Genomic DNA, 22,982 nt, shown 5'->3' on the forward strand with positions numbered 1-22,982 from the left:
CAGGGGTTTCGTCTAGATAGCCTCCACCCACACGAACTTGCTTTCGTCCAGGGTCTGTTCGCCATCAAAGCGGTAAGCCGCCAAACGCCCGTCGCCGCGGTAGCCCGCCACGCTAAAGTCAAGGCAGCACACGTTGCCCCGAATAAGTTTCGGCAGTCCGGTCAGCCAGTAGTGTCCGAAGAACACCGGGCGTTCACCTTCGCCATAAAAGTCATGCCCGAGCACTTCCGCCGGCACATCGCAGGCTGGCAATTCCACTCCCGGCTGGAAGGAGAGTTCCCGCATCGTCTTTCCCTTCGGGTCAATCCACCACCGGATCCGCGCCCGCTTGCGGAGCACGCCTTCCCCATCGCGGAACGTAATCCCGTCGGGCAAGTTCATCTCGGGCCCCTTCAAGAAGTAGTTTATAGGGTCAAAGAGTGAATCCTCATACTCATTGAACTGGTCATTCGCACGCGCGATAAGTTCGTCAAAGTTCCCGTCGGCAAAGCAACTGATTCCCTGCGCCTTCAACGCCTCGGCCGCACCCCTGTCAAAACAGGCGTGCTGGGCCCGGAACGCAGGAGTTTCGATAAAGAACGGAAGCGTCCTCAGGAACATGAGCATGTCCTCGAATTCCTTCTTCCGGCCCTTGTAGCTCTCGACAGTCCTCGTGTGGATCGCCACCTTGTTGAAACTGTGCTCGCGCAGGTAGCCCCCGGGGATGCAGTGAATCACGTGAGAACCGCCGGCTCCGTTCTGCTGCCAAAAACAGAGCGCATTGAACTCGTGGTTCCCCATCAGGGCGACCGCCGAACCTGCGTCGCGCATCGCACGTACCAAGTCAATCACTTCGCGCGACTGGCTCCCGCGATCGATGTAGTCCCCCAGAAACACGACAGAACGCTCGCCCCCCGGGTAGCGGAACGCGCCCGACGATTCGACATAGCCCAACTGTTTCAGAAGCAGCCGCAATTCGTCGTAATGGCCATGGATATCGCCAATAAAGTCGATGGAGGAGTTCATGTGGTAAAGATATATTTTTTACAGGTTACGGCCGCGCTTCGCGCTGTTCAAACCCGAGATATACAAAAAAGACCTGTTCCATTGGAACAGGTCCCATTCGTGCGGGTGCCAGGACTCGAACCTGGAGCGGGGTTTCGACCGCTCGTTCGTCGTCTCTAGCGTAAAAATTCCGGTTACTCGCTCGCTCTCGCGTTCACGCCCGGTATCCGCCCGGGCGCGACCTGCTCACGGCGGCTCCCGCTTCTCGTTCCAAATTGGGGATAAAACAAAAAAGATGCCTCGCTTATCGCGAAGCATCTTTTTCTGCGGGTGCCAGGACTCGAACCTGGAGCCTTTTGGTTCGTAGCCAAACGCTCTATCCAGTTGGGCTACATCCGCTTGAACGACCCCAAATATAGCATTATCGGTTGAATTGTCAAGGGATTTTTCTAAATTTGTTTCATAATTTCCACTTGCGAAGTGTCTACGATGCAAAAAATCAAGCCTATTCTCAATTTTCTGGGTTCTTTCCTAAAGAAACTCTTTACGGACAAGAAATTCATCATTTGCCTCGCCATTCTGTCCGCACCCGTAGTTCTCGGAATCGTAGGCGTCATCGTGACCTACAACCATTTCTCCTCTGAGCTTCCGTCCCTCGCGCAGCTCGAACAGATCAACCCGAAACTCGTGACCAATATCTACGACATGAACGGGAAGATTGCGCACAAGTATTTCGTGGAACGCCGCGAATGGGTCAGTTTCGATTCCATTCCCGAAAACGCGATTCACGCCGTGATGGCTACCGAAGACCGAGCCTTCTACAAGCACTGGGGCATGAATGTCTGGGCCATCCCGTCCGCCATCGTCGAGAGCGCCCTGAGCGGAAAACAGCTCCGCGGAGCCTCCACCCTCACCCAGCAGTTGACCAAACTTCTTTTCCTTACGCCGGAACGCTCCATCTCCCGTAAAATCAAGGAAGCGATGACGGCCATCCGCATCGAGCAGACCTACACCAAGCAGGAAATCCTTGAATTTTACCTGAACGAGGTCTACCTAGGCGGAGGCAACTACGGTTTCCAGGCCGCAGGCAAGTACTACTTCGGTCACTCGCTCGACAGCCTCACGATTCCGGAATTCGCCGTCCTAGCCGGCATGCTCAAGGCGCCCGAATCCTACCGCCCCGACAAACACCCGAAAGCCTCGCTCGAACGCCGCAATACGGTGCTCTACGCCATGTACGATGCCGGCTACATCAGCAAGGAAGACTACCGCAAGTACGTGGCGACCCCGATTGTGCTCGCCGAGAAGGAACCGGAGACCGGAGCCGGACTCTACTACTTCGAAGAAATCCGCAAGTACATGGAAAAGAAGTACGGACAGAACTCGCTCTATGCCGACGGCGTTTCCATCTACAGTACCATTGACCCCGACATTCAGAACGTCGCCGACAGCGTGGCCAAGGCGACCGTCGCCAAGTACCGCGCGGAATTCAAGAAGAAGGCCATCAAGAACCTCAGGCTTGCCGACAAGTACGAGATGGACAAGGACTCCATCTACGCCCACTTTGACAGTGTCTACGCACTCTTCAAGCAGGATTACCTGAGCAAGGACAACGGACCGAACCCCAAGAAATGGCGCTACCCGCCCGAGGTCCGCTACCACGAGGCCCAGATTGCCATGGTCGTCATCGAGAACGAGACCGGCGCTATCCGCGCGATGGTCGGCGGTAACGACTTCAACGAATCCCGCTACAACCGAGCCGTGCAGTCCCTTCGCCAGCCGGGATCCTCCTTCAAGCCTATCGTCTACTCCGTAGCCATGGACAACGGCGCCAGCCCCTGCGACTCCGTGAACGACGCCCCCATCACCATGACCGACGAAACGGCGGCAACCGGCATGTGGCGTCCGCACAACTCCGAAAAGAACTTTGAAGGCATGATGACGCTCCGCAAGGCGCTCTACCGCTCCAAGAACATTCCCGCAGTCCTTACCGCATCGAAGTACGGTCTTAGCGCCGTGGTGAACTACGCCCGCGCATTCGGCATCCGCAAGGCTCCACTTGTTGCCGTCCCGAGCCTCGCCCTCGGTTCCGTGGGTGCAACCCTCCTCGAAATGACATCTGCCTATACGGTATTCCCGAACGGCGGTACGCGCATCGAGCCGTACATGATCGAATCTATCGAAGACAAGAACGGCGAGGCCATCGAGAAGAATTCCAAGGTCGAAAGCGTCGTGATGAAGCCCCCTTCAGCCTACCTGATGGTCGATATCCTCAAGGACGTGAACCTCCGCGGTACGGGCTACAAGGTGACCGCAAGCGGGTTTAACCATCCAAGCGGCGGCAAGACCGGTACGACGAACGACTACACCGATGCATGGTATATCGGCTTTACCAAGCACTACACCATGGGCGTGTGGATTGGCTTTGACCAGGCCGTTTCCATGGGCGTAGGCCACACGGGCGGCAACTACGCACTTCCGCCGTGGATTGCCGTGATGACGAAGATCCACAAGGGTCTCCCGCAGAAATCCTTCCCCGTTCCGGCAGGCGTTATCGGAAAGGGAGTATGCAACATTACAGGTAAACTAGCAGGCGAGTACTGCACCGAAAAGACATACTGCCTCTACACCACCAACAACTACCCTGACGAAGTCTGCGACGGCGACCACTACAAGGTGCGCACCAAGTCCGCAGATGACGCAACCCTGTTCAGCAACAAGGGCAGCATAGAGCATTCCGAAGGCGCGAAAAAGACGCGCAAGATGTTCTAATTCCCTTTCGGAAAATCACAGCCTAAATATCGCGTAAAATCGCCTAAATCCCTTTATTTTAAAGGGATTTAAACGTTTTTATCCCTTAACAAAAAACTGTTTTTTTTCTATCTTTACACCACTATGGAATGGCCGCGCAACATAAAGTCCCTAACGACAGACGAGCTTAAGGCTTGGCTCAGGGACGTAAACGAAAAGCAGTACCGCGCCGACCAAATCCAGAAATGGCTTTTTTGCCAGCAGGTGCGCAGTTTCGACGAGATGGTGAACGTTCCGCCCGCGCTCCGCGAGAAACTCGCTGCGCAGTTCAGCATGCTCGCCCTCAAGGAAGACCAGCACCTCGTCTCTACCGACGGTACAGTAAAATGGCTCTTTGAGACCCACGACGGTCACCATATCGAAACGGTGATGATCCCTGCGAACGGTCGTTTTTCCGTATGCGTATCCACGCAGATTGGCTGCGCGCAGAACTGCGCCTTCTGCCGTACCGCCAAGATGGGTTTCACCAGGAACCTCGAAGCAGGCGAAATCCTCGAAGAAATCCTCGCCGTAAACTGGTACCTCAAAGATAACGGCATCCTCGACGCCGACGGAAAGATTGCCCAGGTCACCAACATCATCTTCATGGGAATGGGCGAACCGCTCAACAACCTGGAACAGGTACACCGCGTGTGCTGCACGCTGCATAACCAGAGCCTGTTCAACATGGGCGCAAAGCGCATGACCGTGAGCACCTCGGGCGTCGTCCCGAAAATAAAGGAACTTGTAGACAGGAACACACCCTGCTGCCTCGCGGTAAGCCTCAACAGCACGAACAACGAGTACCGTTCGTCCGTGATGCCCGTAAACAGGGTCTGGCCCATCGAGAAACTGCTCGAGGCGGTCGATGACTACATCCGCCGCACCGACAACTACGTCACTTTCGAATTCGTCCTCATCCAGGGAATCACCTGTACACCGAAGGCAGCAAAGGAACTTATCCGCATTTGCGCCCCCCGCCGCGTGAAGGTGAACGCCATCGTGCTTAACGACGGGGACGACCCGACACTCCACGCTCCGACTCCGGAAGAAGTAGAAGACTTCCTCGCCGCAGTCCGGGCAGCCGAAATTCAAATAACGATCCGCAATCCGCGTGGCCGCGACATTCTCGCCGCCTGCGGACAGCTTGCGTACAAAAAGGAAGGTAAATAATGTTAACGCAGAACCTCCCGGAATTCTGGGACAATCTCTATGCCAACGGCAAGGATTACTGGAATTTCAAGAAGGCGACTCCGGCCCTGCTTGAATTCTTCAAGCACCCCTCCTGCCCCGCCACGGGCTCCGTACTGGTTCCCGGTGCAGGCTTCGGCTACGATGCCGAGGCATGGGCAAAGCGCGGGCACGATGTCCTCGCAGTCGATTTCGCTGCAACCGCAGTCGACGAACTGGACCACCTGAGCCGTGCGCACAAGAACCTGCGTTCCCTCGACCTCGACCTGTTCACGCTCTCCCCCAAGGACCCGAAACGCGGCGGACAGCTGTTCGACATCGTGTACGACTACGGTACGTTCTCCGCAATCCACCCGGGGCGCCGTGATGAATTTTTCGAAGTCTGCTACAAGATGCTCAAGGACGATGGACTCTTCATCTGCCTCATGTACCCGCTCATAAACGGCAAGACCCTCCAAGGTCCGCCGCACTGCACCAGCGAAGGCGAACTCATGGCACGCCTCGACGGCGTATTCGACATCGTCGAGCGCATTCCGGCAGTCAACAGCCTCCCCGGCCGCGAAGGCAAGGAAGAATTCTGGCTGATGAAGAAGTGCCTGTAACTTTTTCTACCTTTGAACTAGATTTTTTAACACAAGGATTTTATTATGGCACAAGATTTATGTCCCTGCGGATCTGGAAAAGAATACGGCGAATGCTGCGAACCCATTATCAAGGGAACCACCCTCGCCCCGAGCCCCGAAGCCCTCATGCGTTCCCGCTACACGGCCTACGTGAAGCACGAAATCAAGTGGCTCAAGGACTCCCTCGAACCCACGCAGCGTGGCGACTTTGACGAACCGAGCGTAGAAGCCTGGAGCAAGGAATCCGAATGGCTCGGCATCGAAATCAAGCAGACCAAGACCGAAGAAGAAAAGAACATCGGCTGGGTCGAATTCAACGCCCGCTTCAAGCAGGGTAACGTGACCCGCAACCACCACGAACTCGGCGAGTTCCACAAGGTGGGTGGCGCCTGGTTCTTCTATGACGGCCGTGCAGTGAAGCAGGAAACCGTGAAGAAGACCACTCCGGACGTGGGCCGCAACGACCCGTGCCCGTGCGGATCTGGCAAGAAATACAAGAAGTGCTGCGGCGCTGGCAAGTAAAGGTTAAAGATGTTCAAAGTTTTTGTTGACGGCGAAGCAGGAACGACCGGCCTGCAGATTTACGAGAGGCTCGCAAAGCGCACCGATATCGAAGTGCTGCGCATCGCCCCCGAACTCCGCAAGGATGTAAACGAACGCAAGAGGCTCATCAACGAGTCCGACGTGACGTTCCTTTGCCTGCCCGATGCGGCAGCGATTGAAAGTGCCGCCCTCTGCGAAAACCCGAACACCCGCGTTATCGACGCCTCTACGGCGCATCGCGTAAACCCTGCGTGGACCTACGGCATGCCCGAACTCTCGGCGGCCCAGCGCGAGGCGATTGCAAAGAGCAGGCGCATCGCGAACCCCGGCTGTCACGCCTCGGGATTCATTCTCGGCGTTTACCCGCTGGTTGCCGCAGGCATCCTCCCGAAGAACGCGAACCTTTCGGCATACAGCATTACCGGTTATTCCGGCGGCGGCAAGAAGCTCATCGCCGAATACGAAGAAGCAGCCGCAATGGAACACAAGGCCGGCGAATCAAAGGCCATCATGGCCCCCGCCCCCTACGCGCTTGCGCTTAGCCACAAGCACCTGCCCGAAATGAAGAAGTACTGCGAACTGGAGAACACACCGTTCTTCAATCCGGTACTCGGCCCCTTCTACAAGGGCATGGCGGTGACGGTTTCCATCTTCGCGAATGCGCTCAACAAGAAGCTCGGTCCCGAAGGCCTCACCGAAATATTGGCAAAGCACTACGAAGGCAGCCGTTTCGTGAAGGTGATGCCCTATGAAGCAGCCCCCACGCTATTCAACGGAAGGCTTGACCCGACGGTCTGCAACGACACAAATAACGCCCGCATCCAGGTTTTCGGCAACGAGAACGTAATGCAGGTGACGACTATTATCGACAACCTGGGCAAGGGCGCCAGCGGCGCCGCCATCCAGAACATGAACATCGCACTCGGACTAGACGAAGGAATCAGCCTTTAATGTTTCTTGACGAAAAATCAATCGAAGTGCGTTCCGGCAAGGGCGGCGACGGCATCTGCAGTTTCCACCGTGAAAAGTTCGTGCCTCTGGGAGGCCCGGACGGCGGTGATGGCGGGCGCGGCGGTCACGTAATCCTCAAGGTGAACGAGCAGTACTCCACGCTCCTCGACATGGGCAACGCGCGCCTGTACAAGGCGAAGAACGGCCAGCCCGGTGGAGCCAAGCGCTGCACGGGAGCTTCGGCGGACGACCTTATCGTGGATGTCCCGCGAGGCACAATCGTCAAGGACAGCGACGGCCGCATCCTGGCCGACCTCACCGAAGTAGGGCAGAAATGGATTGCCGCACGCGGCGGCAAGGGCGGCATGGGCAACCAGCATTTCGCCACCCCCAAGATCCAGGCTCCGCGCAAGTGCACTCCGGGCGAAAAGGGCGAAGTCCGCGAACTCTTCTTGGAACTCAAGCTCATGGCAGACGTGGGCCTCGTCGGGTTCCCGAACGCGGGCAAGTCGAGCCTCGTGAACAAGATTTCAAGCGGTCGCCCGAAAGTCGGCGACTACCCCTTCACCACCCTCGAACCGGTGCTCGGCATCGTGCAGACGAACGGCCACAGTTTCGTGGTTGCTGACATCCCCGGTCTCCTGGAAGGTGCCAGCGAAGGCAAGGGCCTCGGCCACCAGTTCCTCAAGCATATCGAACGCACGCACACGCTGCTGTTCGTGATTGATGGCTTTGCCGAGAACGCCTACGAGCAGTTCACCGTGCTCAAGGAAGAACTCAAGGCGTTCCACCCGAAGCTCGCCAAGAAGCCCTACCTCATTGCACTCAACAAGAGCGACCTCGGCATCGACGACGCCCTCAAGCAGTTCAAGGCTCACCGTGAAAAGGTCATCGTGACATCGGCCATGAACGGAGACGGCTGCAAGGAACTCATCCAGGCACTCGACGAAGCCGTCCCGCACGTGCAAAAGAAGAAAATCGGCTGGGAAAGCAAGAGCGTTCCCACCGCTAGCGGCAAAAAGGGCGGCTGGGGCAAGAAGGCTTAGCGCATGGCCAAGAAGGAGCAACAGAGCACGCCGGTCATCATGAACCGCAAGGCGTCGCACCTCTATTTCGTCGACGAGACGTTCGAGGTGGGCATCATGCTCATTGGCTCCGAAGTCAAGTCCATCCGTGACGGCAAATGCACCATCAGCGAAGCCTGGGTCGACGTGGACGAGAAAAAAGACGAACTCTGGCTCGTGGGCGCCCGCATAGACGAATACCTTTTCGCGAACCGGTTCAACCATTTCCCCGCACGCAAGCGCAAGCTCCTCGCCCACGCCCATGAAATCCAGAAAATGCGCAAGGCGAAGGAACTCAAGGGTTGCACCATCGTCCCGCTGAAACTATACTTTAAGAACCGACGTGCTAAACTCGAAATTGGAATATGCAGAGGCAAGGATCAACGCGACAAGCGTCAGGATATAATCAACCGCGAAGCAAAGCTGGAAATGGACCGCGCCGCAAAGGCACACCGTTAATCCTCGCTTTGCTCCTGGTTGTCGGCTGGGCAATCTCGTTTGCCGACGTGACTGCCGTCGATGCCGAAGCCTTCTCCAAGAAAATCGGAGCATCGTTCCACTGGTTCCCCGTACAGAAATCCTTCATCATGGTCGCGGACAAGGATACCGCGAAATTCGCCATCGGGCTGCCCTTCGCCTACGTGAACGGTGAATCGCTTGACCTTTCGGCAAGCCCGGTACTCGAAGACGGCCACCTTTGGATTGCGGAATACGACGCAAACCGCATTTTCCAGAAGGCAAAACCGGCAAGCAGCAGTTCTACTGCAGCAAGTTCCAGCGCGGTAAAGAATACGACTGCGCAAGCCGCCAAGTCTTCGGCTAGCAACAAGACCACCGCCCCCAAGAACGAGACCGCGGGCACGCGCGAAGTCAAGACCATCGTCATTGACCCCGGCCACGGCGGCAAGGACTCCGGAGCACTCGGCAAGAACTCGCAAGAAAAGGACATCGTGCTTTCCATCGGCAAGTTGGTGAAGAAAGCCCTCGAGAAGGAAGGCTTCAACGTGAAGATGACCCGCGACAAGGACGTGTTCATCGAGCTCGGCCAGCGCGCGAACCTCGCGAACCAGTGGGACGGTGACCTGTTCATCAGCCTGCACTGCAACGCCATCGACGCGACCCCAGAACGCAAGAAGCAGATCCGCGGCTACCACGTGTACGTGCTGCGCGCCCCCGAAAGCGAAGAAGACAAGGCCATTGCCCGCCGCGAAAACAAGGTGGCTACACTGTACGGCGAAAAGAACGCAAAAGAAGAACTTTCCCCCATCGAATGGTTCAAGCTGGAAGCCCGCCTCGAAAAGTACAAGCAGAACAGCTACATGTTCACCGAAGAAATGCTCAAGGCCCTCGACGGCGGCAAAATCAAGCGTCAGGCAGGCGGTGTCGGCGGTGCAGGGTTCATGGTACTCGTGGGCGCACTCATGCCCGCCGTGCTATTCGAAATCGGGTTCATCAGCAACCTCGAGGACGAGGCCTACATGATGAGCAAAGACGGCCAGGCCGATATCGCCGCACGCATCGCGAAGGCCGTAAGCACCTACAAGGAAGCAGTGCACAGCTACCGCGAAACGCTCGGACGGTAGTTATTCCGCGTCAGCGTCAATCCTCTCCAATTCTTTATTAATCAGGTCCAGGCATTCCTGAAGGATTCCATCGTACTTTTCCCGATAGAGATCAGTCGTCTCGGGCGTTCCGTCCGCACATGTCCTGGTCTTCGCCACATAGCCGTTAAACCAGTGATCGGACATGCTCACACTTACGTGTTCTGTATCATAATCATAATTCGCCCAATAATAGGGGAACAGATTCCCTCTCAAGGTATTCTTTTCTCGATCAACGATACTATCCAGGAACACCTTTTTCGCTTCGGGCAAGGTATCGTTTTCATCAAGGACCTTCACAATCCTTTCGTACAGTTCCTTCTGCACATCGGCAAGGACATCTACAAACAGGGCAAAGGTATCCTGCGGGCAGTTCGTGACCAGGTCTTCTGGCTCCGCGCTAGAACTGGAACTTTCCGCAACGGAACTGGAACTATGCGTCTCGTAGTATTCCTTTTCTGTGACGTAGGCGATTCCATTGTCTTGCGCATACAGCTTGTAATCCTTGCCATCGGAGCATTTAAGATACGGAACCGAATAATGGGGGCAAACCTGGTACACGATACCATAAAGCGGCACCTCTTCCTGAATGGCGCCACACGAAAGCAGCTTTTTTTCCCACTTGTTCAGAATCTTTTCCGAGACCGTAGTGTCCTTTTTCAGGAACTCCTGTAAATCCATACACGAATAGTAAGGTTCCGAAGATACGGGGCAGCTTCCTACCACGGACAGGTATGTCGTGCAGGTTACGGAGGTATCCCTAGCCAACCTAAGTTTTTCTTCACTCGACGAACTCAACTCCCCTACATCAGAGGAACTAGACAGGGCGACATCCGAAGAACTCGACTCGGGTACTACAGACGAACTTTCCGGTTCAGCACTGGAACTAGTCCCCGTAACATCCGAAGAAGATTCTGGATCAGGCGTATTATCCGGCCCCTGGGAATTCGAATCACCTCCACAACTCGCCCAAAAGAAGCCTGCGACTGTCAAGCAGCCTAAGCGAAAGAACCTGCGAATATTCATGATTTTCTCCTTTTCCCTTTAATATAAACAGGTTACTTTACCTTGGCCAGCTGGCTATTCAGCAAGTCAAGAGCCTCCTCATAGATGGCGTCATACGACGCCTTGTATGATTCCGTGATTTCCGGAGTTCCGCCTGCACAGGTTTTCGTCTTGGCAATGTAGCCGTCAAACCAGTTTACAGAATATGCACCGTGGGTTCCGAGCTCACCAAGGACAACCTCTTCTATCCGGAGGTCACCTTCAAGGTATGGAGCAAAGTTGCCTTTCAGCTTCTTGTTCTCACGATCCAGGACACCTTCCAGATAAGTCTTTTGAGCTTCGCTGAGTTCCGTATTTTCTTCCAGGTTCTTCACGATTTTTTCGTACAGCGCGCCCTGCACATCGGCAAGGATATCGGCAAACAGCGAAAATTCATCATGCGGGCAGTTTTGAACTAGATCCTCCTGCACCGAGCTAGAACTTTCCACAGCAGAACTGGAACTTTCCGTTGCAGAACTGGAACTTATTCCATGGGCCGCATTGTATTCCTCGATATTCTTGTAAACCAGGTCACCATCCACCTTGTAATCGGGATAGTAGACGCCATTGGAGCACTTCATTTCAACTTTAGTATAGGTGGGAGCATTGGCACAAGGATCATAGAAAACGCCATAAACGGCCACAGGCATCGAAACCGCCCCGCACGACTCCAACTTTTCTTCCCAGGCCAGCAATACTTTTTCTGTTACGGACGTGTCCTTTTTCAGGAAGTCCTGCAATTCCATGCACGAATAACTGGGCAAAGACGCAGAAGTGTTTTTGCAAGTTGAATACGTGCTTTTTTCCTTTGCACAGGTTACAGAGGAATCGCTTGCCAAAATATATTGTTTAGCGCTAGAAGAACTCTCGATTTGATTACTCGAAGAACTTGTAGCATCCGACGAAGAAGACTCGTGCGCAACATCAGAAGATTCCGGTTCCGCGGAAGAACTAGTCTGTGGCTGTGTCACGGATGAACTTTCAGGTTCATCGCCGTCATCCGCTCCATTCGCTCCAGTAGAAGAATTCGAATCACCGCAACTCGCCCAAAAAAAGCCAGCAACGGACAAAAAACTCAAACGAAACAATCTACGGATATTCATACTTCCTCCTTTTTTACCATAAAATATATTCTTTTTCAGGCCAATGATATTTTATTCTAAATATTTTTATGGACAAAAAGTAAAAGCCGGATGCATACAGCACCCGGCTTTTTAAAGTTTCACGGATTCTTACTCAGCGTCCATGTCGGCTTCGTCGATTTCGGCGTTGTGGTAGACTTCCTGCACATCGTCGTGATCTTCGAACTTGTCGATGAGCTTGAGGAGCTTCACCGCGTCGTCGTGGCCGAGCTTGACCGGGTCGTTGGCGACGTAGGAGAGTTCGGCGCTCATCATTTCGATGTTCGCAGCTTCGAGAGCCTTGGAAACGGCGTCAAATGCTTCCGGAGAGGTGGAAATTTCATGCACGCCGTCTTCGGTGGACATGTCTTCGGCACCGGCTTCGAGCACGAGGTCCATCACCTGGTCTTCGGGGTACTTCTCGGCGTCGACGATAATCACGCCCTTGTAAGTGAAGGCCCAGGAAACGGAGCCGGATTCGCCCATGGAACCGTTGTTCTTGTTAAAGATGTTGCGGATTTCGGCAACGGTGCGGACCTTGTTGTCGGTCATGCACTGCACCATGATGGCGATTCCGCCCGGGCCGCGTCCTTCGTACATCGGCTCCGTCATTTCGGTACCGGAGTTCGCACCCGTACCCTTGGCGATGGCGCTTTCGATGTTCTTGGTCGGCAGGCTCTGGCTCTTGGACTTGAGAATGGCGGCACGCAGACGCGGGTTCGCATCCGGGTTTCCGCCACCGAGCTTGGCAGCGATGGAGATTTCCTTAATCAACTTGTTCCAAGCCTTGGCGCGAGCGACGTCAGTCTTGGCTTTCTTGCGTTTGGTGGTGGCCCATTTGGAGTGACCGGACATAGATTACCTCAAATTATTGCGGTTTTCGTTTTGGTTAAAAATTTACCTTTTCTTCATCATCAGACAGCGCTTCCTTTCTTTCGGAGTGAAGCTCGGATCGTCGCATTCATCCTCATCCCTAGAAGCCTTCTTTTTTTTCTTTTTCTTCTTCGGCTGGTCTTCTTCTGCCATATCCTTCATGCGCTTCTTCTTTTTCTCGGAGACGCTCATGGCGGCAGCTTCTTCGGCAGCCTCCTGCTTCTTGCGCTTCATCGCCTTGAGCTTGCCCTTGTCCATCGGGTCGGCAGAAGCCTTCGTGATTTCGCGTTCGTACTTGCCGTCCCAAATCTTGCCAAGCAGCGAACCCGAAGAAAGGGCATCCTGCAGGCCCGACTTGGACCAATCGTCATCGACCGGCGGCAGCAGTTTGAACTTCACGTTGCGAACCGTTGTCGGTTCGTCGTCGAAGTAGATCATGACATCGAAGAGACCAACCTGATATACATCGCCGTTGATTTCCACAGGAGAATTGTCAATATAGGCAAGCACCGCATAGAGGTCACCTTCGAAAAGGGCCTCGCGGAGGGCTTCCGAATCGCCATTGGGCACGCGCACCTCACCGATGGCCTGGAACGACCACGGAGCCACATCCACCTTCAGCGAGAATTTTTGGAAACCCTTCTCAGCATCCTTCAACTTCAGGAGCGCTCCGGAGAACGCCTGAAACTTCGGCTTGATGTTACCCTGCTGTGCATAGCCTACTACTGCAAACGCAAGCACAAGCAATGCCAGAATCTTCTTCATAAACCCTCCCTAATAATCAGTTCTTGAAAAACAGCGCCTTCGCAGCCTCGAACATCGGGTCCTTTTCATCCGGTTCGCGGCATTCGGTGTAGATGCGCACCTTCGGTTCGGTACCCGACGGACGCACGAGCATCCAGGAGTCGTCTTCGAAGATGACCTTCACGCCATCGAGCGTAAGGAGCTGCTTAACAGTCTTCTCGTTCTTGCCGACCATGACCTTGGCACCCGGCTTCGCGATCGTTGCGATAGCGTCGACCTTGGCCTTGAGCGGGGCACCCACGAGGGACTTGTCCACTTCGAAGCCCGAGCGGGTCGGGTAGAAGCGGCCGTACTCTTCGTAAAGGGCATCGAGGTATTCGCCGAGGTTCTTGCCGGTAACGGCCATGATTTCAAGAGCGATGAGGAGGCCGAACTGGGCATCCTTCTCGAGCGTGTTGTTGAGGCCGGAGATACCGTCGGATTCTTCGAACGCCACGAGAGCCTTCTGCTTCGCATTGCGGCTGAGCCACGGGCGGAAGTTCTTGAAGCCCACCGGAGTTTCCATCACAGGCACACCGAGTTTTTCGGCAATAATGTTCACAAAGTTAGATGTAGCGACGGACTTGGCAACACAGCCCTGTTCCTTGCGCCAGGTGGCCATGTAGTGGAACGCGATGGCACCGAACTGGTTCATGTCAATTTCACGCGTACCGTCGTAGAAGCGGATGCGGTCGCCATCCGGGTCGAAAATCGCACCGAGGCGGAACTCGCTCTTGCTTTCGTCCAAAACCTTGCGGACCTTCTCGAGGTTCTTGCTGGACGGTTCCGGGGCGATGCCGCCGAACAGGGAATCGTCTTCGTTGCGGAGCGTGATGAGGCATTCCGGATTGTCGAGCAGGGCGGCAGGGCGGCGGCGGGTAGAGCCGTGCACGTGGTCGCACACGAGGGTCAGGCGGCCCTTCTTGATGAATTCCTTGATGCGGTCGAACTTGATGGTGCCCTGCTTAACGAGGAATTCCTTGTAAATCTTGAGGGAGTCGATGATTTCCCAGTCAACCTTGCCCACCGGTTCAAACTTCCAGGTGGCCATCATTTCGTTGCTGAGCTTCGTGATGACGTTCGTGATTTCCGGACCGGCAGGACCGCCGTCGGCCGGGTTGAACTTGATACCGTTGTAGTGGCTCGGGTTGTGGCTCGGGGTCATGTTGATGGAGCAGGCGGCACCGAGCATCTCGATAGCGGCGCTGAATTCCGGAGTCGGCATCTCGCCACCGTAGTAGACCTTCACGCCGGCCTTGGCGAACTGGTCGGCCACAGCCTCGCAGAACTCGTGACCGAGGAGGCGGTTATCGTGGCCAACAACCACGCCGCGCTTCTGGAGTTCGGCAAAGTCCTTCACGCCGAGGGCAGCAAAGAGTTCGGGAGTAGCTTCCTTGTAGAGGCGCACGATGGCGGCACCCACGACCTGCAGATTGCGGAGGGTAAATTCAGAACCGATTTCGCCGCGCCAGCCGGAAGTACCGAAGCTCACCTTGGCACTTTCCTGCGAGGTCAGGGCGACCTGCTTCACCTGTTCGACCAGGCCCATATCGGTGGCCGGGTTGAATTCGGGGGACTGAATCTTCTTCCAAATCTGGGTAATGTTTTCCATAAAGGTTCCTTTTTAGTTTTAACGGGCAAAATTTAGTAAAAGGCGAGTGCAGCGACAAAACAATTTATTGTTTTGGCATTGCCGAGCCGAACTAAATGCGCTCTGAAAGAGCGCCAATTTAGTAAAAGTTGCATATTGACAAAGTTCGTATTTCGTTATGCCTCAACGTTTTACATTTATCGTATAATCAAGCCCCGGCAAACAAGAGCAACACGCCACCCGGCAAATTAGTTTGTACGCAACCCCTCGCGGCAGAGCCATTGTTGAGCCAACGCTTTCACCCCAAGTCACAGGCACCATATAACTAGGAACAACCAACATTTATTATTTTTAGGCCACTATGCAGATTACTAACGCTTCTCAACTTACTGGTGTTTTCCCCGCGTTGTTCACCCCGCTCAAGAACGACGACCCCAAGAACCTTCGCAACTCCATCGACTACAAGAAGATGGGTCAGATGATTGACGACGTGATTGCAAACGGCGCAAGTGGCGTGCTCCCTGCCGTGACCACGGGTCAGAGTGCGACGGTCTCTCCGCAGCAGCACCTCGATGTCATCAAGTTTACTCTCGACTACGTGGACGGCCGCGTGCCTGTTATTGCCGGTGCCGGCAGCAACTGCACCCGCGAATCCATCGAAATGATCGAGAACGTGCAGAAGATTGCCCCGGTGGCAGTCCTCTGCGTTACCGGCTACTACAACAACCCGCCGCAGGAAGGCCTCCTGAAGCACTACCGCACGCTCAGCAGCGAGACCGGTGCCAAGATCGTTATCTACAACGTTCCGGGCCGCACCTCCAGCTACGTGCATCCCGACACCCTTATCGAACTTGCCGAAGACAAGAACATCATCGGCCTCAAGCAGGCCGTGGAATTCGGCTTTGGCGAGAAGTTCCACGAAGACACGATGCGCGTCATCAAGGAAACGAAGGGCAAGGACTTCGCCGTGATGAGCGGTGAAGACGGCTTGTTCGCCGACCTCCTCGAGATGGGCGGCACGGGCCTCATCAGCGCTTCGGGCAACATCCCCGAGGCCACGAAGACGTTCGTCGAACTGTACAAGGCATTCCAGGCCGGCGACAAGGAGAAGGCGCACAACCTGCAGAAGGATGCCCGCGACTTTATCGACATCACGTTCTGCCGCAAGAACCCGATTCCGCTGGGCACACTGTTCAACAGCCCGCTGTTCCAGCCGCTCGTGAGCGTGAAGGACACGGCCAACGGCGCCGACGCTGTCGCCCGCATCATGAAGCTTATCGAAGAAAAGGCCCCGAGCCTGAAGAAGTACCACGTCTAGGAGAAAAAACTATGGCCAAGAAATCCATTATCGACGAAATCTGCGACTACATCAAGAAGCAGAAACTCTCCCCCATTCCCGTCCAAACCCTGAACGAGGAAGCTGAATCGACCCGCTACTTCGGCGGCGACCTCAAGGAATTCATCGCTGCAGCAAAGACGCTCGGCGCAAAGGGAATCTTCGTGGAAGAACTCTACCTCGAAGACGACGAGTTCTACTACGACAGCGGCATGGACGATGACGAGTACATGGCGCTCTACGGCAACGAGAATGTCGAATGCCAGTGCGGCGAAGACTGCAAGTGCGGCAAGGGCAAGAAGAAGGCCAAGGACGACGACAGCGATGTCGACGCCGTCTACTTCGAACCCGAGGACCTCGACGGTCTCGACCTCACGCTCCTCAAGCCGCAGATGGCCAAGTTCCTCGACCGCATCGGCGAAGCCTGCGGCGCACGCCTCACGGTTCCGGGCGTCGACCACCTCGAAGTGGAAATCTTCGCTGACTGGTACGACGAATTCGCCGAGCTCGTGGACGAAGCTTCCGAAGCCATCGAAATCGACCCGACCGACGCTCTCCGTCAGGCCCAGGCCGTTTACGAAGCCGCCGAAGCCGAATTTGCGAAGGCTGACAAGAGCGTGAAGAAGATTGCAGCCCATCCTCCGAAAAGCGGCAAGAAGGCTGCTAAGAAAGGCAAGAAGTAATCGCTAATTTATACTAAATGTACCGGACGGCAATGCCGCCCGGTATTTTTTTTGCACAGAAAAAGCCCCGCATTTGTGGGGCTCTTCGTTTGTTCTTAAACTATCCGATTAGAACCAGGGCTTGAGAACGATCTGGACCTGCCAGGACTTGGCGTCGCTGTCGTTGAACTTGTAGCCGTACTTGTTCATGGTATAATCGTGGAACCCGTCGTTGAACTTGGTCATCGGCATCATGTCGAGGATAAGGCGGATTTCGGCGTCGGCCATCATGTTGCCGAGGCTAACCGTCGTACCCATACCGAAGTTGAGGCCCAGGACGAAGGAGTTCACGTCGAAGTACTTGTAGACGTTCTTGTCGGAACCGTCGTAGTTCAAGTCCTGATGTTCAATACCCTTGACTTCGTTGCCATCTTCATCCGTGTAGGAGACAGAGGTGCCGAGGTTGAGTTCGAAGCTAAGACCGAGCTGGACATAGAGGTCCTTCTTCGGGTAGTAGCGGACAAAGACCGGGACCTTGATGGCAAACATCCAGGCATCGAGAGTCACATCGCTAATGTAGTAGGAATTGACATCCCAGCCATAGTCATCCGTATAGGTCGTACCAATCTGGTAGGTGCCGAGGTCTGCGCTGTAGACCTTAAATTCGAGAGAGGGTTCTGCCACCAAGGCCAGGCGAATGCTCGGGAGGAGGGCGTAGGAAATACCCAAACCGAGTTCGAGTCCACCACCGAAGAGGTCGTCACCATAGTTGGTGCAAGCTTCGGTACCAGCGGCATCCGTACCGCAGATTTCGGTAGCATAGAGCATGCTAACGCCAAATCCCAGGTGGAAACCAAAAGTGAGCGGTTCATCAAAGAGGGAGCGTTCCTTTTCGTCACGGCTCGTCTTCTTGCTCTCGTCGTCCATGCTCTTGTACTCGACGTCAGAAGCCGGCTGTTCAGCGGCAGGCTCGCTGCTACCCACGTCGGTGGATTCTTCAGAGGCGCTAGCGGCTTCGGTGCCGTAATCGTCACCATAGTCGTAGTCATCCTGGGCAAACGCCATCGTGCCGACAAGGCTCATCGAGGCGAGGAACAGGAACCTCTTTTTCATATAGACTTCTCCTTGATTGTGTAGTTATTTGTTTATACAAAATATAGTTTTTTCGGTCACTTCAAGAAACTTTTCGTGAAATCGATTATTTCCTTGACTGCCTTCCGCGCAAAGTCGACCGTCATCTGGTCGGCCATCTCGCTGCAGGAACGGAGCGTGATTTCGGTATGCTTGCAGATAGGCTTGAAAGCGCGCGGGTCACCGGAGCAACCAGCCACGATTCCCGAAGACAATACGCCAACACGTACATCGGCCTTTTTCTTGATTTCGCCAGTCGCGAAGTCGAGAATCTGGATTGCACCGGATGTGGAGGCCTTCTTCGTAAGCGAGTCCGTAATGATGGTCGCATAGACGTTATCGTAATCGCTCACGTTGTAGCAGCGGCGCTTGCCGTTTTTCATAATCTCGCATTCCTGGTGGCTTCCGATCTTCACGCGGGCGGAATTTTCCTTCTCCTGCCGATCACGTTCCACCCCCTTCTCGTCGTCAGAGCAAACGTACTTCTCGATAGAGCCCGCTATGAGGAACTCCGCACTACGGAGCTTGCCCATCATGTCTTCGCCCTCGCTATTCTGGAAGTCGCCCGAAGAAGCGAGAGTCTGCTCCTCGAGGACGCGGTCGAGGTCAGCACGGGTCAGGAACTGGAGGAATTCAGAGGCTTCCCTGTTCTTCTGGAGTTCAGCAATCAGGGCGGCATCCATGCGGCCGCTGTAGTCGTTATTGAAGGGATCTACGGCCACGCGTATGGTTCCCCTCTTCTTGCATTCGGCATAGAGTTGCTTGGAATCCTCGTAATCGGCGTGGTAGGTGAACGCCTTACGGAAGTGTACTGCGGCTACCTGCTGGGCCGCCTTGCCACGCTCATTCATTTTCTCGAGGCCCGCGGCATAGTGCGATGCGGCGGCGCTATCACGAGCCACCTTGATATCGTTCGGGTCGACATCCACACTCAGCTTGAGTTTGTCGTTACGGCGGGCAATCAGCTTGAGCTGCTTTGCATATTCCGCCTTCCGTTCTTCCATATAGACAATCTTATCCCAGCGCTTGGGGTTCGGATCGTCGCGCTTCTTGAACATGGCAATCGTATCGTTCTTCGCCGCAATCACATCGTCGAAGGTCTTGTTCAGGAAGTCGATAGCGGGCTGGTAGTCGGGCTTGATTTTCAGAGCCTTGAGCGCTTCCTCAATAGCCTTGTCATCCTTGCCATTGTTGTAGGCGGCCTCGGCACGCTTGAAGGCATCGACGTGAGGGCCAGAAGCGGCACACGAAACCAGGACAAATGCCGTTGCTGCAATCGCAGTAAGCCAAACTTTTCTCATTACGCTAAAACTCCTTTGCGTTCAGTCCAAATTCTTATTTCAGGAATTCAAAGACGACCTTGCCGTCGATATCGTTCGGGCCTTCGAAAGACTTTTCGTCAAAGCCGGGCTTGTCGCCAACAGCCTCGAGAATCGCCATGCCGAGGTCGCTCTTGCTGCCCTTGAACGTAACGGCGTAGGTCACGATATCTTTCTTGGGCTGAGTCTGCGAATTGATGGTAACGACAGACTTGAGAGCCTTCTCGAACGGAATCTTCTGGCTACGGGCCGACTTCATGTTGCGAAGTTCCACCGTAAACTGGGCGCCGTTATCCGCGGCATTGATCCAGGCATCCAGTACCTGTTCCGAAAGCGTGCGGGCAGCGACGACCGCCGCCTTGTTGATACCGCCGTTGCGGGCAACTTCTGCAGAGGTCGCAACCGTATGAACCGCATTCGAGAACGCGGCGATGACCTCGCCGGAATTCACGTCGATAACCTCGACGCCGATCTGGAGCGAAGCCTTAATCTTGCCGCCCTTCACTCTCGCATAGCGGAGCACGGCGACTTCACCGCGGGCAATAAAGTTCACGTTTTCCTTTTCGGCAAACTTGCGCACGGCGGCACGGTCAGAGGGGTTCACGCCCGTCTTCGCGAGGCTCGGGGCCATCGCAATCTTGCGGGCCATGTCAGAGGCCTTCACGTTGAACTGCTGCTTCACGAACTGCTGCTGGAACTTGTCGACAATCTGGTTGTCAGGGATTTTCTTCCAGATATCCTCGGTAAAAGTACCGACCATTGTCTCGACCTGAGTCTCCTCGCTCCCCTTACTGGCCGAGAGGTCGGATTCCTCGTCAGAAAGATCCTGGCTTGCCGAATTGCTGTTCACCGTCTGGTCTACGGTAGTCGTAACCGCGATACCCTTCTTTTCCCACGTGGTGAGGACAAAAGCTATCGAGGGACGCGCCTTTTGAACCTGGCCATAGCCACCACCCGTCAAATCGTAGGCAAAGCCCGCAGAGACCATGACGAAAAGCGCCAGGAGCGCAACAGAAAGGGCTGTTATCTTTTTCATGCAAGAACCTCTATCTTTCTTTAGTTATTGTAAATATAACTTTAGCGTAAGGGCAAGTCAATAGGGCTAAATAGCCTATAAATACAGAAAAGCACCGCCAAAGGCGGTGTTTTTCCCAAACATTCAGATAATCCGGACTAGCGGCTAGTCACGCGAACCTTCTGGATGCCAGCGGCCGTCTTGACCATGTACACGCCAGACTTCTGGAACTTGGTGGCGATAGCCTCGGAGAGAGACACGCCCGGCACCATCTCGACCTTGCCGAGGAGCTTGCCGCTGATGTCAAACACCTGGACAGTGCCTGCGACACCGTTCATGCGGACCTGCTGGGCAATGGCGGTCGTGCCTTCCTTGCTGAACTTCACGTAGTCGATGTTCGTGTTGTCGTTGGCAACCGTAATGCGGAGGACATGTTCACCCTTGGTGAGGGTCGCCTTGCCCGTAGACTTTTCATAGGTATCCCAGTCACCTTCGACACCCGTGAAGGAGAGCGAAGCAAGAGACTTGCCATCCAAGGAGAGTTCGAGCTTGCCGGAACCGGAACCGTTAGAAACGTTGGCTTCGATGTCGTATTCGCCATCTTCGGTAACGTTCACGGTGTATTCGAGCCAGAGGTCCTTAGCGGTGTAACCGATAGCCTTGCCGGTACCGCCATTCACGATATCGACGGTCGGATAGTCTTCACCACGGTAATCATGGTCGCCATCTTCACCCGAGGCGCCCTGCGTGCCGGAGTAGGAATCACCGTAGTTGCCTTCGTCGAAGTTTTCGGCTTCGACAGTACCCGGAATAGCGGCAGCGGTGCCGCCAAACGGCTTACGATCAATCTTCTTCGGCGGTTCAGGCGGAACATATTCGCCAACATAGACCCTAGCATGCGGGAAGTCCATGTGACTGCCAGACACACTTTGGCTGGTGTTACCAGCTTCACCCAGCACCTTGGCTTCGTAAAGTTTACCCATCTTGAGACCTTTCTTCTCCCACTGTCTCATGTGCTCGGAAATGTTGATGGTACCGCAGTCGCGCATCGACTTGCGGACACTGAAATACTGATAGAACTGACCATTGCCAATCGTGATGGCCGGACCATTACGGGTATTGCGGTAAACAGTATATTGAGCACCATCAACAGTAATGTCGCCCAACTTCGTGTCACCGATCCAGTCACTCGGCATATACTGGGAAAGCGTATTGTCGATGACGTAGTATTCAACCAATCCATTCGGCGCACCGGGAACATTTTCCATCCAGCCATAGACGCCGATATAAGAATACTGCACATTGTTGCCAGGAGTCTTTATAAGTTTGAACTCGGCAACCATATCGCCGTTAAGTTGGTCGTAAGTCTGAGTACTGCCGAGAGAAAGACCCGCACGGCAGAGATAGTCCTTGGCATTGGTGATGTAACAATCCATGGAACCATCGTCATAGAAAATTGCTTTTCCACCGCCATTGCCATTTTCGTCCCAGAGTTCGTAACCGATATTCCCGACTTTACCGACCTCGTTCCTAGAAACTTCCTTCTTCTGCGCACTGGGCGAATGCGTCGTGGTGCTGCAGAAACTTTCTGTCTGCGCAAAGGCACTAGCAGAAAGGCCAAAGGCCAAAATGAGGCCCGCCTTAAAAAGAGTTGTTTTAGACATAATTGTACTCCTTGATAAAATCTGTAGTGAAAATAGTTTTCACCCTAAAAAATCGGCGATTTTGGCCATTTTTTTTGTTGTTGCAAAAAACAACACTTCAAAACCGCCCTTTTCGAGCAAATTAGTTTTCCATTAAATAAGCATAAAAAAGCCACTTTTTTGCACGTTTTCAACCCTTTTTCAGGAAGCCAGACTTTTTGTTTAGATAATTTTACATTTATAGCGGTAACATCCACAAACAAAAACACCCCGGCATGTTGCCGGAGTGCCTTATCTAAGGAGTCATAAATTCCGAACTAACGGACCGCAACCCTATGCATCGTTCTACCCTGCTTCAGGAGGTAGATTCCCGAGTTCTGGAAGCGAGCCTTGAGGAGGCTGGTTACAGATTCGCACGGAGTGACTTCAAGCTTGCCCAGGAAGCGACCCTGCATATCGAACACCTGGAAGGTGCCGGCAGCCGTCTGCAACTGCATTTCGACCGGGATAGCGATCGTAGAGCTGCTGCTAGCGGGGCCAACGGTGCTGGAACTCCTCGGGCCAAAGGTGCTGGAACTGGACTTGGCCACGGAACTGCTGGACTTGGCCTCAGAAGAACTAGACTTCGGAGCTTCGTACTTGTCGGTCATGTCGAAGTAGGTGTAGTCCACGGAACCCGATGCATTGCCACCGGCTTCGGTCATGAGCATCACTTCG

The 22,982-nt window shown here is 54.5% G+C and carries 20 protein-coding genes, 1 tRNA gene and 1 pseudogene; 10 read left to right on the forward strand and 12 right to left on the reverse strand.

What is annotated here, in order from left to right; translation table 11 throughout:
* Nucleotides 1–12: 12 nt before the first annotated feature.
* Together B7994_RS12285 and B7994_RS12290 are read right to left on the reverse strand one after the other, a co-directional pair.
* Nucleotides 13–1,005, reverse strand: a complete 993-nt coding sequence (locus B7994_RS12285; RefSeq protein WP_088638758.1) for a metallophosphoesterase — start codon at nucleotides 1,003–1,005, stop codon at nucleotides 13–15.
* 304 nt (nucleotides 1,006–1,309) lie between these two features.
* A tRNA-Arg gene (locus B7994_RS12290) sits at nucleotides 1,310–1,383 on the reverse strand.
* A 90-nt stretch (nucleotides 1,384–1,473) separates the two neighbouring features.
* Between B7994_RS12290 and B7994_RS12295 the strand changes: the two genes are divergently transcribed.
* From B7994_RS12295 to B7994_RS12330, 8 genes are all read left to right on the forward strand, one after another.
* A complete protein-coding gene (locus B7994_RS12295) occupies nucleotides 1,474–3,756 on the forward strand; it encodes a penicillin-binding protein 1A (RefSeq protein ID WP_088638759.1) in 2,283 nt (760 codons plus the stop codon).
* Between the two features lie 123 nt (nucleotides 3,757–3,879).
* Complete coding sequence (gene rlmN, locus B7994_RS12300; RefSeq protein WP_088638760.1) at nucleotides 3,880–4,947, forward strand: 23S rRNA (adenine(2503)-C(2))-methyltransferase RlmN; 1,068 nt, start codon at nucleotides 3,880–3,882, stop codon at nucleotides 4,945–4,947.
* On the forward strand, nucleotides 4,947–5,567 hold the full coding sequence (locus tag B7994_RS12305) for a methyltransferase (protein WP_088638761.1): 621 nt from the start codon (nucleotides 4,947–4,949) through the stop codon (nucleotides 5,565–5,567). The genes rlmN and B7994_RS12305 overlap by 1 nt, the downstream gene beginning before the upstream one ends.
* A gap of 45 nt (nucleotides 5,568–5,612) precedes the next feature.
* Entirely contained in the window at nucleotides 5,613–6,110 is a 498-nt protein-coding gene (locus tag B7994_RS12310; protein ID WP_088638762.1) for a YchJ family protein, read from the forward strand.
* A 9-nt stretch (nucleotides 6,111–6,119) separates the two neighbouring features.
* Nucleotides 6,120–7,082 carry an N-acetyl-gamma-glutamyl-phosphate reductase gene (argC, locus tag B7994_RS12315; protein WP_088638763.1) on the forward strand — a complete coding sequence of 321 codons (963 nt, stop codon included), beginning with the start codon at nucleotides 6,120–6,122 and terminating at the stop codon, nucleotides 7,080–7,082.
* The gene (gene obgE, locus B7994_RS12320) at nucleotides 7,082–8,128 is read left to right on the forward strand and encodes a GTPase ObgE (RefSeq protein ID WP_088638764.1); all 1,047 of its coding nucleotides are present in this window, start codon (nucleotides 7,082–7,084) and stop codon (nucleotides 8,126–8,128) included. The genes argC and obgE overlap by 1 nt, the downstream gene beginning before the upstream one ends.
* A 3-nt stretch (nucleotides 8,129–8,131) precedes the next feature.
* On the forward strand, nucleotides 8,132–8,605 hold the full coding sequence (gene smpB, locus B7994_RS12325; protein WP_088638765.1) for an SsrA-binding protein SmpB: 474 nt from the start codon (nucleotides 8,132–8,134) through the stop codon (nucleotides 8,603–8,605).
* A gap of 8 nt (nucleotides 8,606–8,613) precedes the next feature.
* Nucleotides 8,614–9,729, forward strand: a complete 1,116-nt coding sequence (locus B7994_RS12330; protein WP_233143205.1) for an N-acetylmuramoyl-L-alanine amidase — start codon at nucleotides 8,614–8,616, stop codon at nucleotides 9,727–9,729.
* Here B7994_RS12330 and B7994_RS12335 read toward each other — a convergent pair whose 3' ends face one another.
* The 5 genes from B7994_RS12335 to B7994_RS12355 form a co-directional block, all read right to left on the reverse strand.
* Complete coding sequence (locus B7994_RS12335) at nucleotides 9,730–10,773, reverse strand: hypothetical protein (RefSeq protein ID WP_144063885.1); 1,044 nt, start codon at nucleotides 10,771–10,773, stop codon at nucleotides 9,730–9,732.
* A 32-nt stretch (nucleotides 10,774–10,805) separates the two neighbouring features.
* Nucleotides 10,806–11,894 (reverse strand): hypothetical protein, encoded by a 1,089-nt coding sequence (locus B7994_RS12340; protein ID WP_144063886.1) that lies wholly within the window; start codon nucleotides 11,892–11,894, stop codon nucleotides 10,806–10,808.
* A 129-nt stretch (nucleotides 11,895–12,023) separates the two neighbouring features.
* The gene (locus B7994_RS12345) at nucleotides 12,024–12,767 is read right to left on the reverse strand and encodes a YebC/PmpR family DNA-binding transcriptional regulator (protein ID WP_088638769.1); all 744 of its coding nucleotides are present in this window, start codon (nucleotides 12,765–12,767) and stop codon (nucleotides 12,024–12,026) included.
* A 42-nt stretch (nucleotides 12,768–12,809) separates the two neighbouring features.
* Nucleotides 12,810–13,550: a hypothetical protein gene (locus B7994_RS12350; protein WP_088638770.1), complete on the reverse strand. Its 741-nt coding sequence runs from the start codon at nucleotides 13,548–13,550 to the stop codon at nucleotides 12,810–12,812.
* Between the two features lie 16 nt (nucleotides 13,551–13,566).
* Nucleotides 13,567–15,180 (reverse strand): phosphomannomutase, encoded by a 1,614-nt coding sequence (locus tag B7994_RS12355; RefSeq protein ID WP_233143206.1) that lies wholly within the window; start codon nucleotides 15,178–15,180, stop codon nucleotides 13,567–13,569.
* A 340-nt stretch (nucleotides 15,181–15,520) separates the two neighbouring features.
* Here B7994_RS12355 and dapA point away from each other — a divergent pair, with 340 nt between their 5' ends.
* Together dapA and B7994_RS12365 are read left to right on the forward strand one after the other, a co-directional pair.
* Complete coding sequence (gene dapA, locus B7994_RS12360) at nucleotides 15,521–16,477, forward strand: 4-hydroxy-tetrahydrodipicolinate synthase (RefSeq protein ID WP_088638771.1); 957 nt, start codon at nucleotides 15,521–15,523, stop codon at nucleotides 16,475–16,477.
* A gap of 11 nt (nucleotides 16,478–16,488) precedes the next feature.
* Nucleotides 16,489–17,178 carry a hypothetical protein gene (locus B7994_RS12365; RefSeq protein WP_088638772.1) on the forward strand — a complete coding sequence of 230 codons (690 nt, stop codon included), beginning with the start codon at nucleotides 16,489–16,491 and terminating at the stop codon, nucleotides 17,176–17,178.
* A gap of 108 nt (nucleotides 17,179–17,286) precedes the next feature.
* Here the strand turns inward: B7994_RS12365 and B7994_RS12370 are convergent, their stop codons facing one another.
* From B7994_RS12370 to B7994_RS12390, 5 genes and pseudogenes are all read right to left on the reverse strand, one after another.
* Nucleotides 17,287–18,270 carry an outer membrane beta-barrel protein gene (locus tag B7994_RS12370; protein WP_088638773.1) on the reverse strand — a complete coding sequence of 328 codons (984 nt, stop codon included), beginning with the start codon at nucleotides 18,268–18,270 and terminating at the stop codon, nucleotides 17,287–17,289.
* A gap of 56 nt (nucleotides 18,271–18,326) precedes the next feature.
* Nucleotides 18,327–19,589 (reverse strand): CsgG/HfaB family protein, encoded by a 1,263-nt coding sequence (locus tag B7994_RS12375; RefSeq protein ID WP_088638774.1) that lies wholly within the window; start codon nucleotides 19,587–19,589, stop codon nucleotides 18,327–18,329.
* Between the two features lie 34 nt (nucleotides 19,590–19,623).
* Nucleotides 19,624–20,643 carry a hypothetical protein gene (locus B7994_RS12380; protein WP_088638775.1) on the reverse strand — a complete coding sequence of 340 codons (1,020 nt, stop codon included), beginning with the start codon at nucleotides 20,641–20,643 and terminating at the stop codon, nucleotides 19,624–19,626.
* 137 nt (nucleotides 20,644–20,780) lie between these two features.
* Nucleotides 20,781–22,286 (reverse strand): glycoside hydrolase family 11 protein, encoded by a 1,506-nt coding sequence (locus tag B7994_RS14480; RefSeq protein WP_088638776.1) that lies wholly within the window; start codon nucleotides 22,284–22,286, stop codon nucleotides 20,781–20,783.
* 296 nt (nucleotides 22,287–22,582) lie between these two features.
* Nucleotides 22,583–22,982, reverse strand: a pseudogene (locus B7994_RS12390) (1,4-beta-xylanase); the annotation flags it as partial.

Origin of the sequence: Fibrobacter sp. UWR2 (assembly GCF_002210285.1) — a bacterium.
Lineage (GTDB): Bacteria > Fibrobacterota > Fibrobacteria > Fibrobacterales > Fibrobacteraceae > Fibrobacter.

Excerpts from the sequence above, each read along its gene's own strand:
- B7994_RS12310 (WP_088638762.1), top strand. The coding sequence starts at position 5,613 with ATGGCACAAGATTTATGTCCCTGCGGATCTGGAAAAGAATACGGCGAA.
- B7994_RS12370 (WP_088638773.1), bottom strand. The coding sequence starts at position 18,270 with ATGAAAAAGAGGTTCCTGTTCCTCGCCTCGATGAGCCTTGTCGGCACG.
- obgE (WP_088638764.1), top strand. The coding sequence starts at position 7,082 with ATGTTTCTTGACGAAAAATCAATCGAAGTGCGTTCCGGCAAGGGCGGC.
- B7994_RS12335 (WP_144063885.1), bottom strand. The coding sequence starts at position 10,773 with ATGAATATTCGCAGGTTCTTTCGCTTAGGCTGCTTGACAGTCGCAGGC.
- dapA (WP_088638771.1), top strand. The coding sequence starts at position 15,521 with ATGCAGATTACTAACGCTTCTCAACTTACTGGTGTTTTCCCCGCGTTG.
- B7994_RS12355 (WP_233143206.1), bottom strand. The coding sequence starts at position 15,180 with ATGGAAAACATTACCCAGATTTGGAAGAAGATTCAGTCCCCCGAATTC.
- B7994_RS12350 (WP_088638770.1), bottom strand. The coding sequence starts at position 13,550 with ATGAAGAAGATTCTGGCATTGCTTGTGCTTGCGTTTGCAGTAGTAGGC.
- B7994_RS12340 (WP_144063886.1), bottom strand. The coding sequence starts at position 11,894 with ATGAATATCCGTAGATTGTTTCGTTTGAGTTTTTTGTCCGTTGCTGGC.
- B7994_RS12375 (WP_088638774.1), bottom strand. The coding sequence starts at position 19,589 with ATGAGAAAAGTTTGGCTTACTGCGATTGCAGCAACGGCATTTGTCCTG.
- B7994_RS12365 (WP_088638772.1), top strand. The coding sequence starts at position 16,489 with ATGGCCAAGAAATCCATTATCGACGAAATCTGCGACTACATCAAGAAG.
- B7994_RS12295 (WP_088638759.1), top strand. The coding sequence starts at position 1,474 with ATGCAAAAAATCAAGCCTATTCTCAATTTTCTGGGTTCTTTCCTAAAG.
- B7994_RS12305 (WP_088638761.1), top strand. The coding sequence starts at position 4,947 with ATGTTAACGCAGAACCTCCCGGAATTCTGGGACAATCTCTATGCCAAC.
- rlmN (WP_088638760.1), top strand. The coding sequence starts at position 3,880 with ATGGAATGGCCGCGCAACATAAAGTCCCTAACGACAGACGAGCTTAAG.
- B7994_RS14480 (WP_088638776.1), bottom strand. The coding sequence starts at position 22,286 with ATGTCTAAAACAACTCTTTTTAAGGCGGGCCTCATTTTGGCCTTTGGC.
- B7994_RS12380 (WP_088638775.1), bottom strand. The coding sequence starts at position 20,643 with ATGAAAAAGATAACAGCCCTTTCTGTTGCGCTCCTGGCGCTTTTCGTC.
- B7994_RS12285 (WP_088638758.1), bottom strand. The coding sequence starts at position 1,005 with ATGAACTCCTCCATCGACTTTATTGGCGATATCCATGGCCATTACGAC.
- B7994_RS12345 (WP_088638769.1), bottom strand. The coding sequence starts at position 12,767 with ATGTCCGGTCACTCCAAATGGGCCACCACCAAACGCAAGAAAGCCAAG.
- smpB (WP_088638765.1), top strand. The coding sequence starts at position 8,132 with ATGGCCAAGAAGGAGCAACAGAGCACGCCGGTCATCATGAACCGCAAG.
- argC (WP_088638763.1), top strand. The coding sequence starts at position 6,120 with ATGTTCAAAGTTTTTGTTGACGGCGAAGCAGGAACGACCGGCCTGCAG.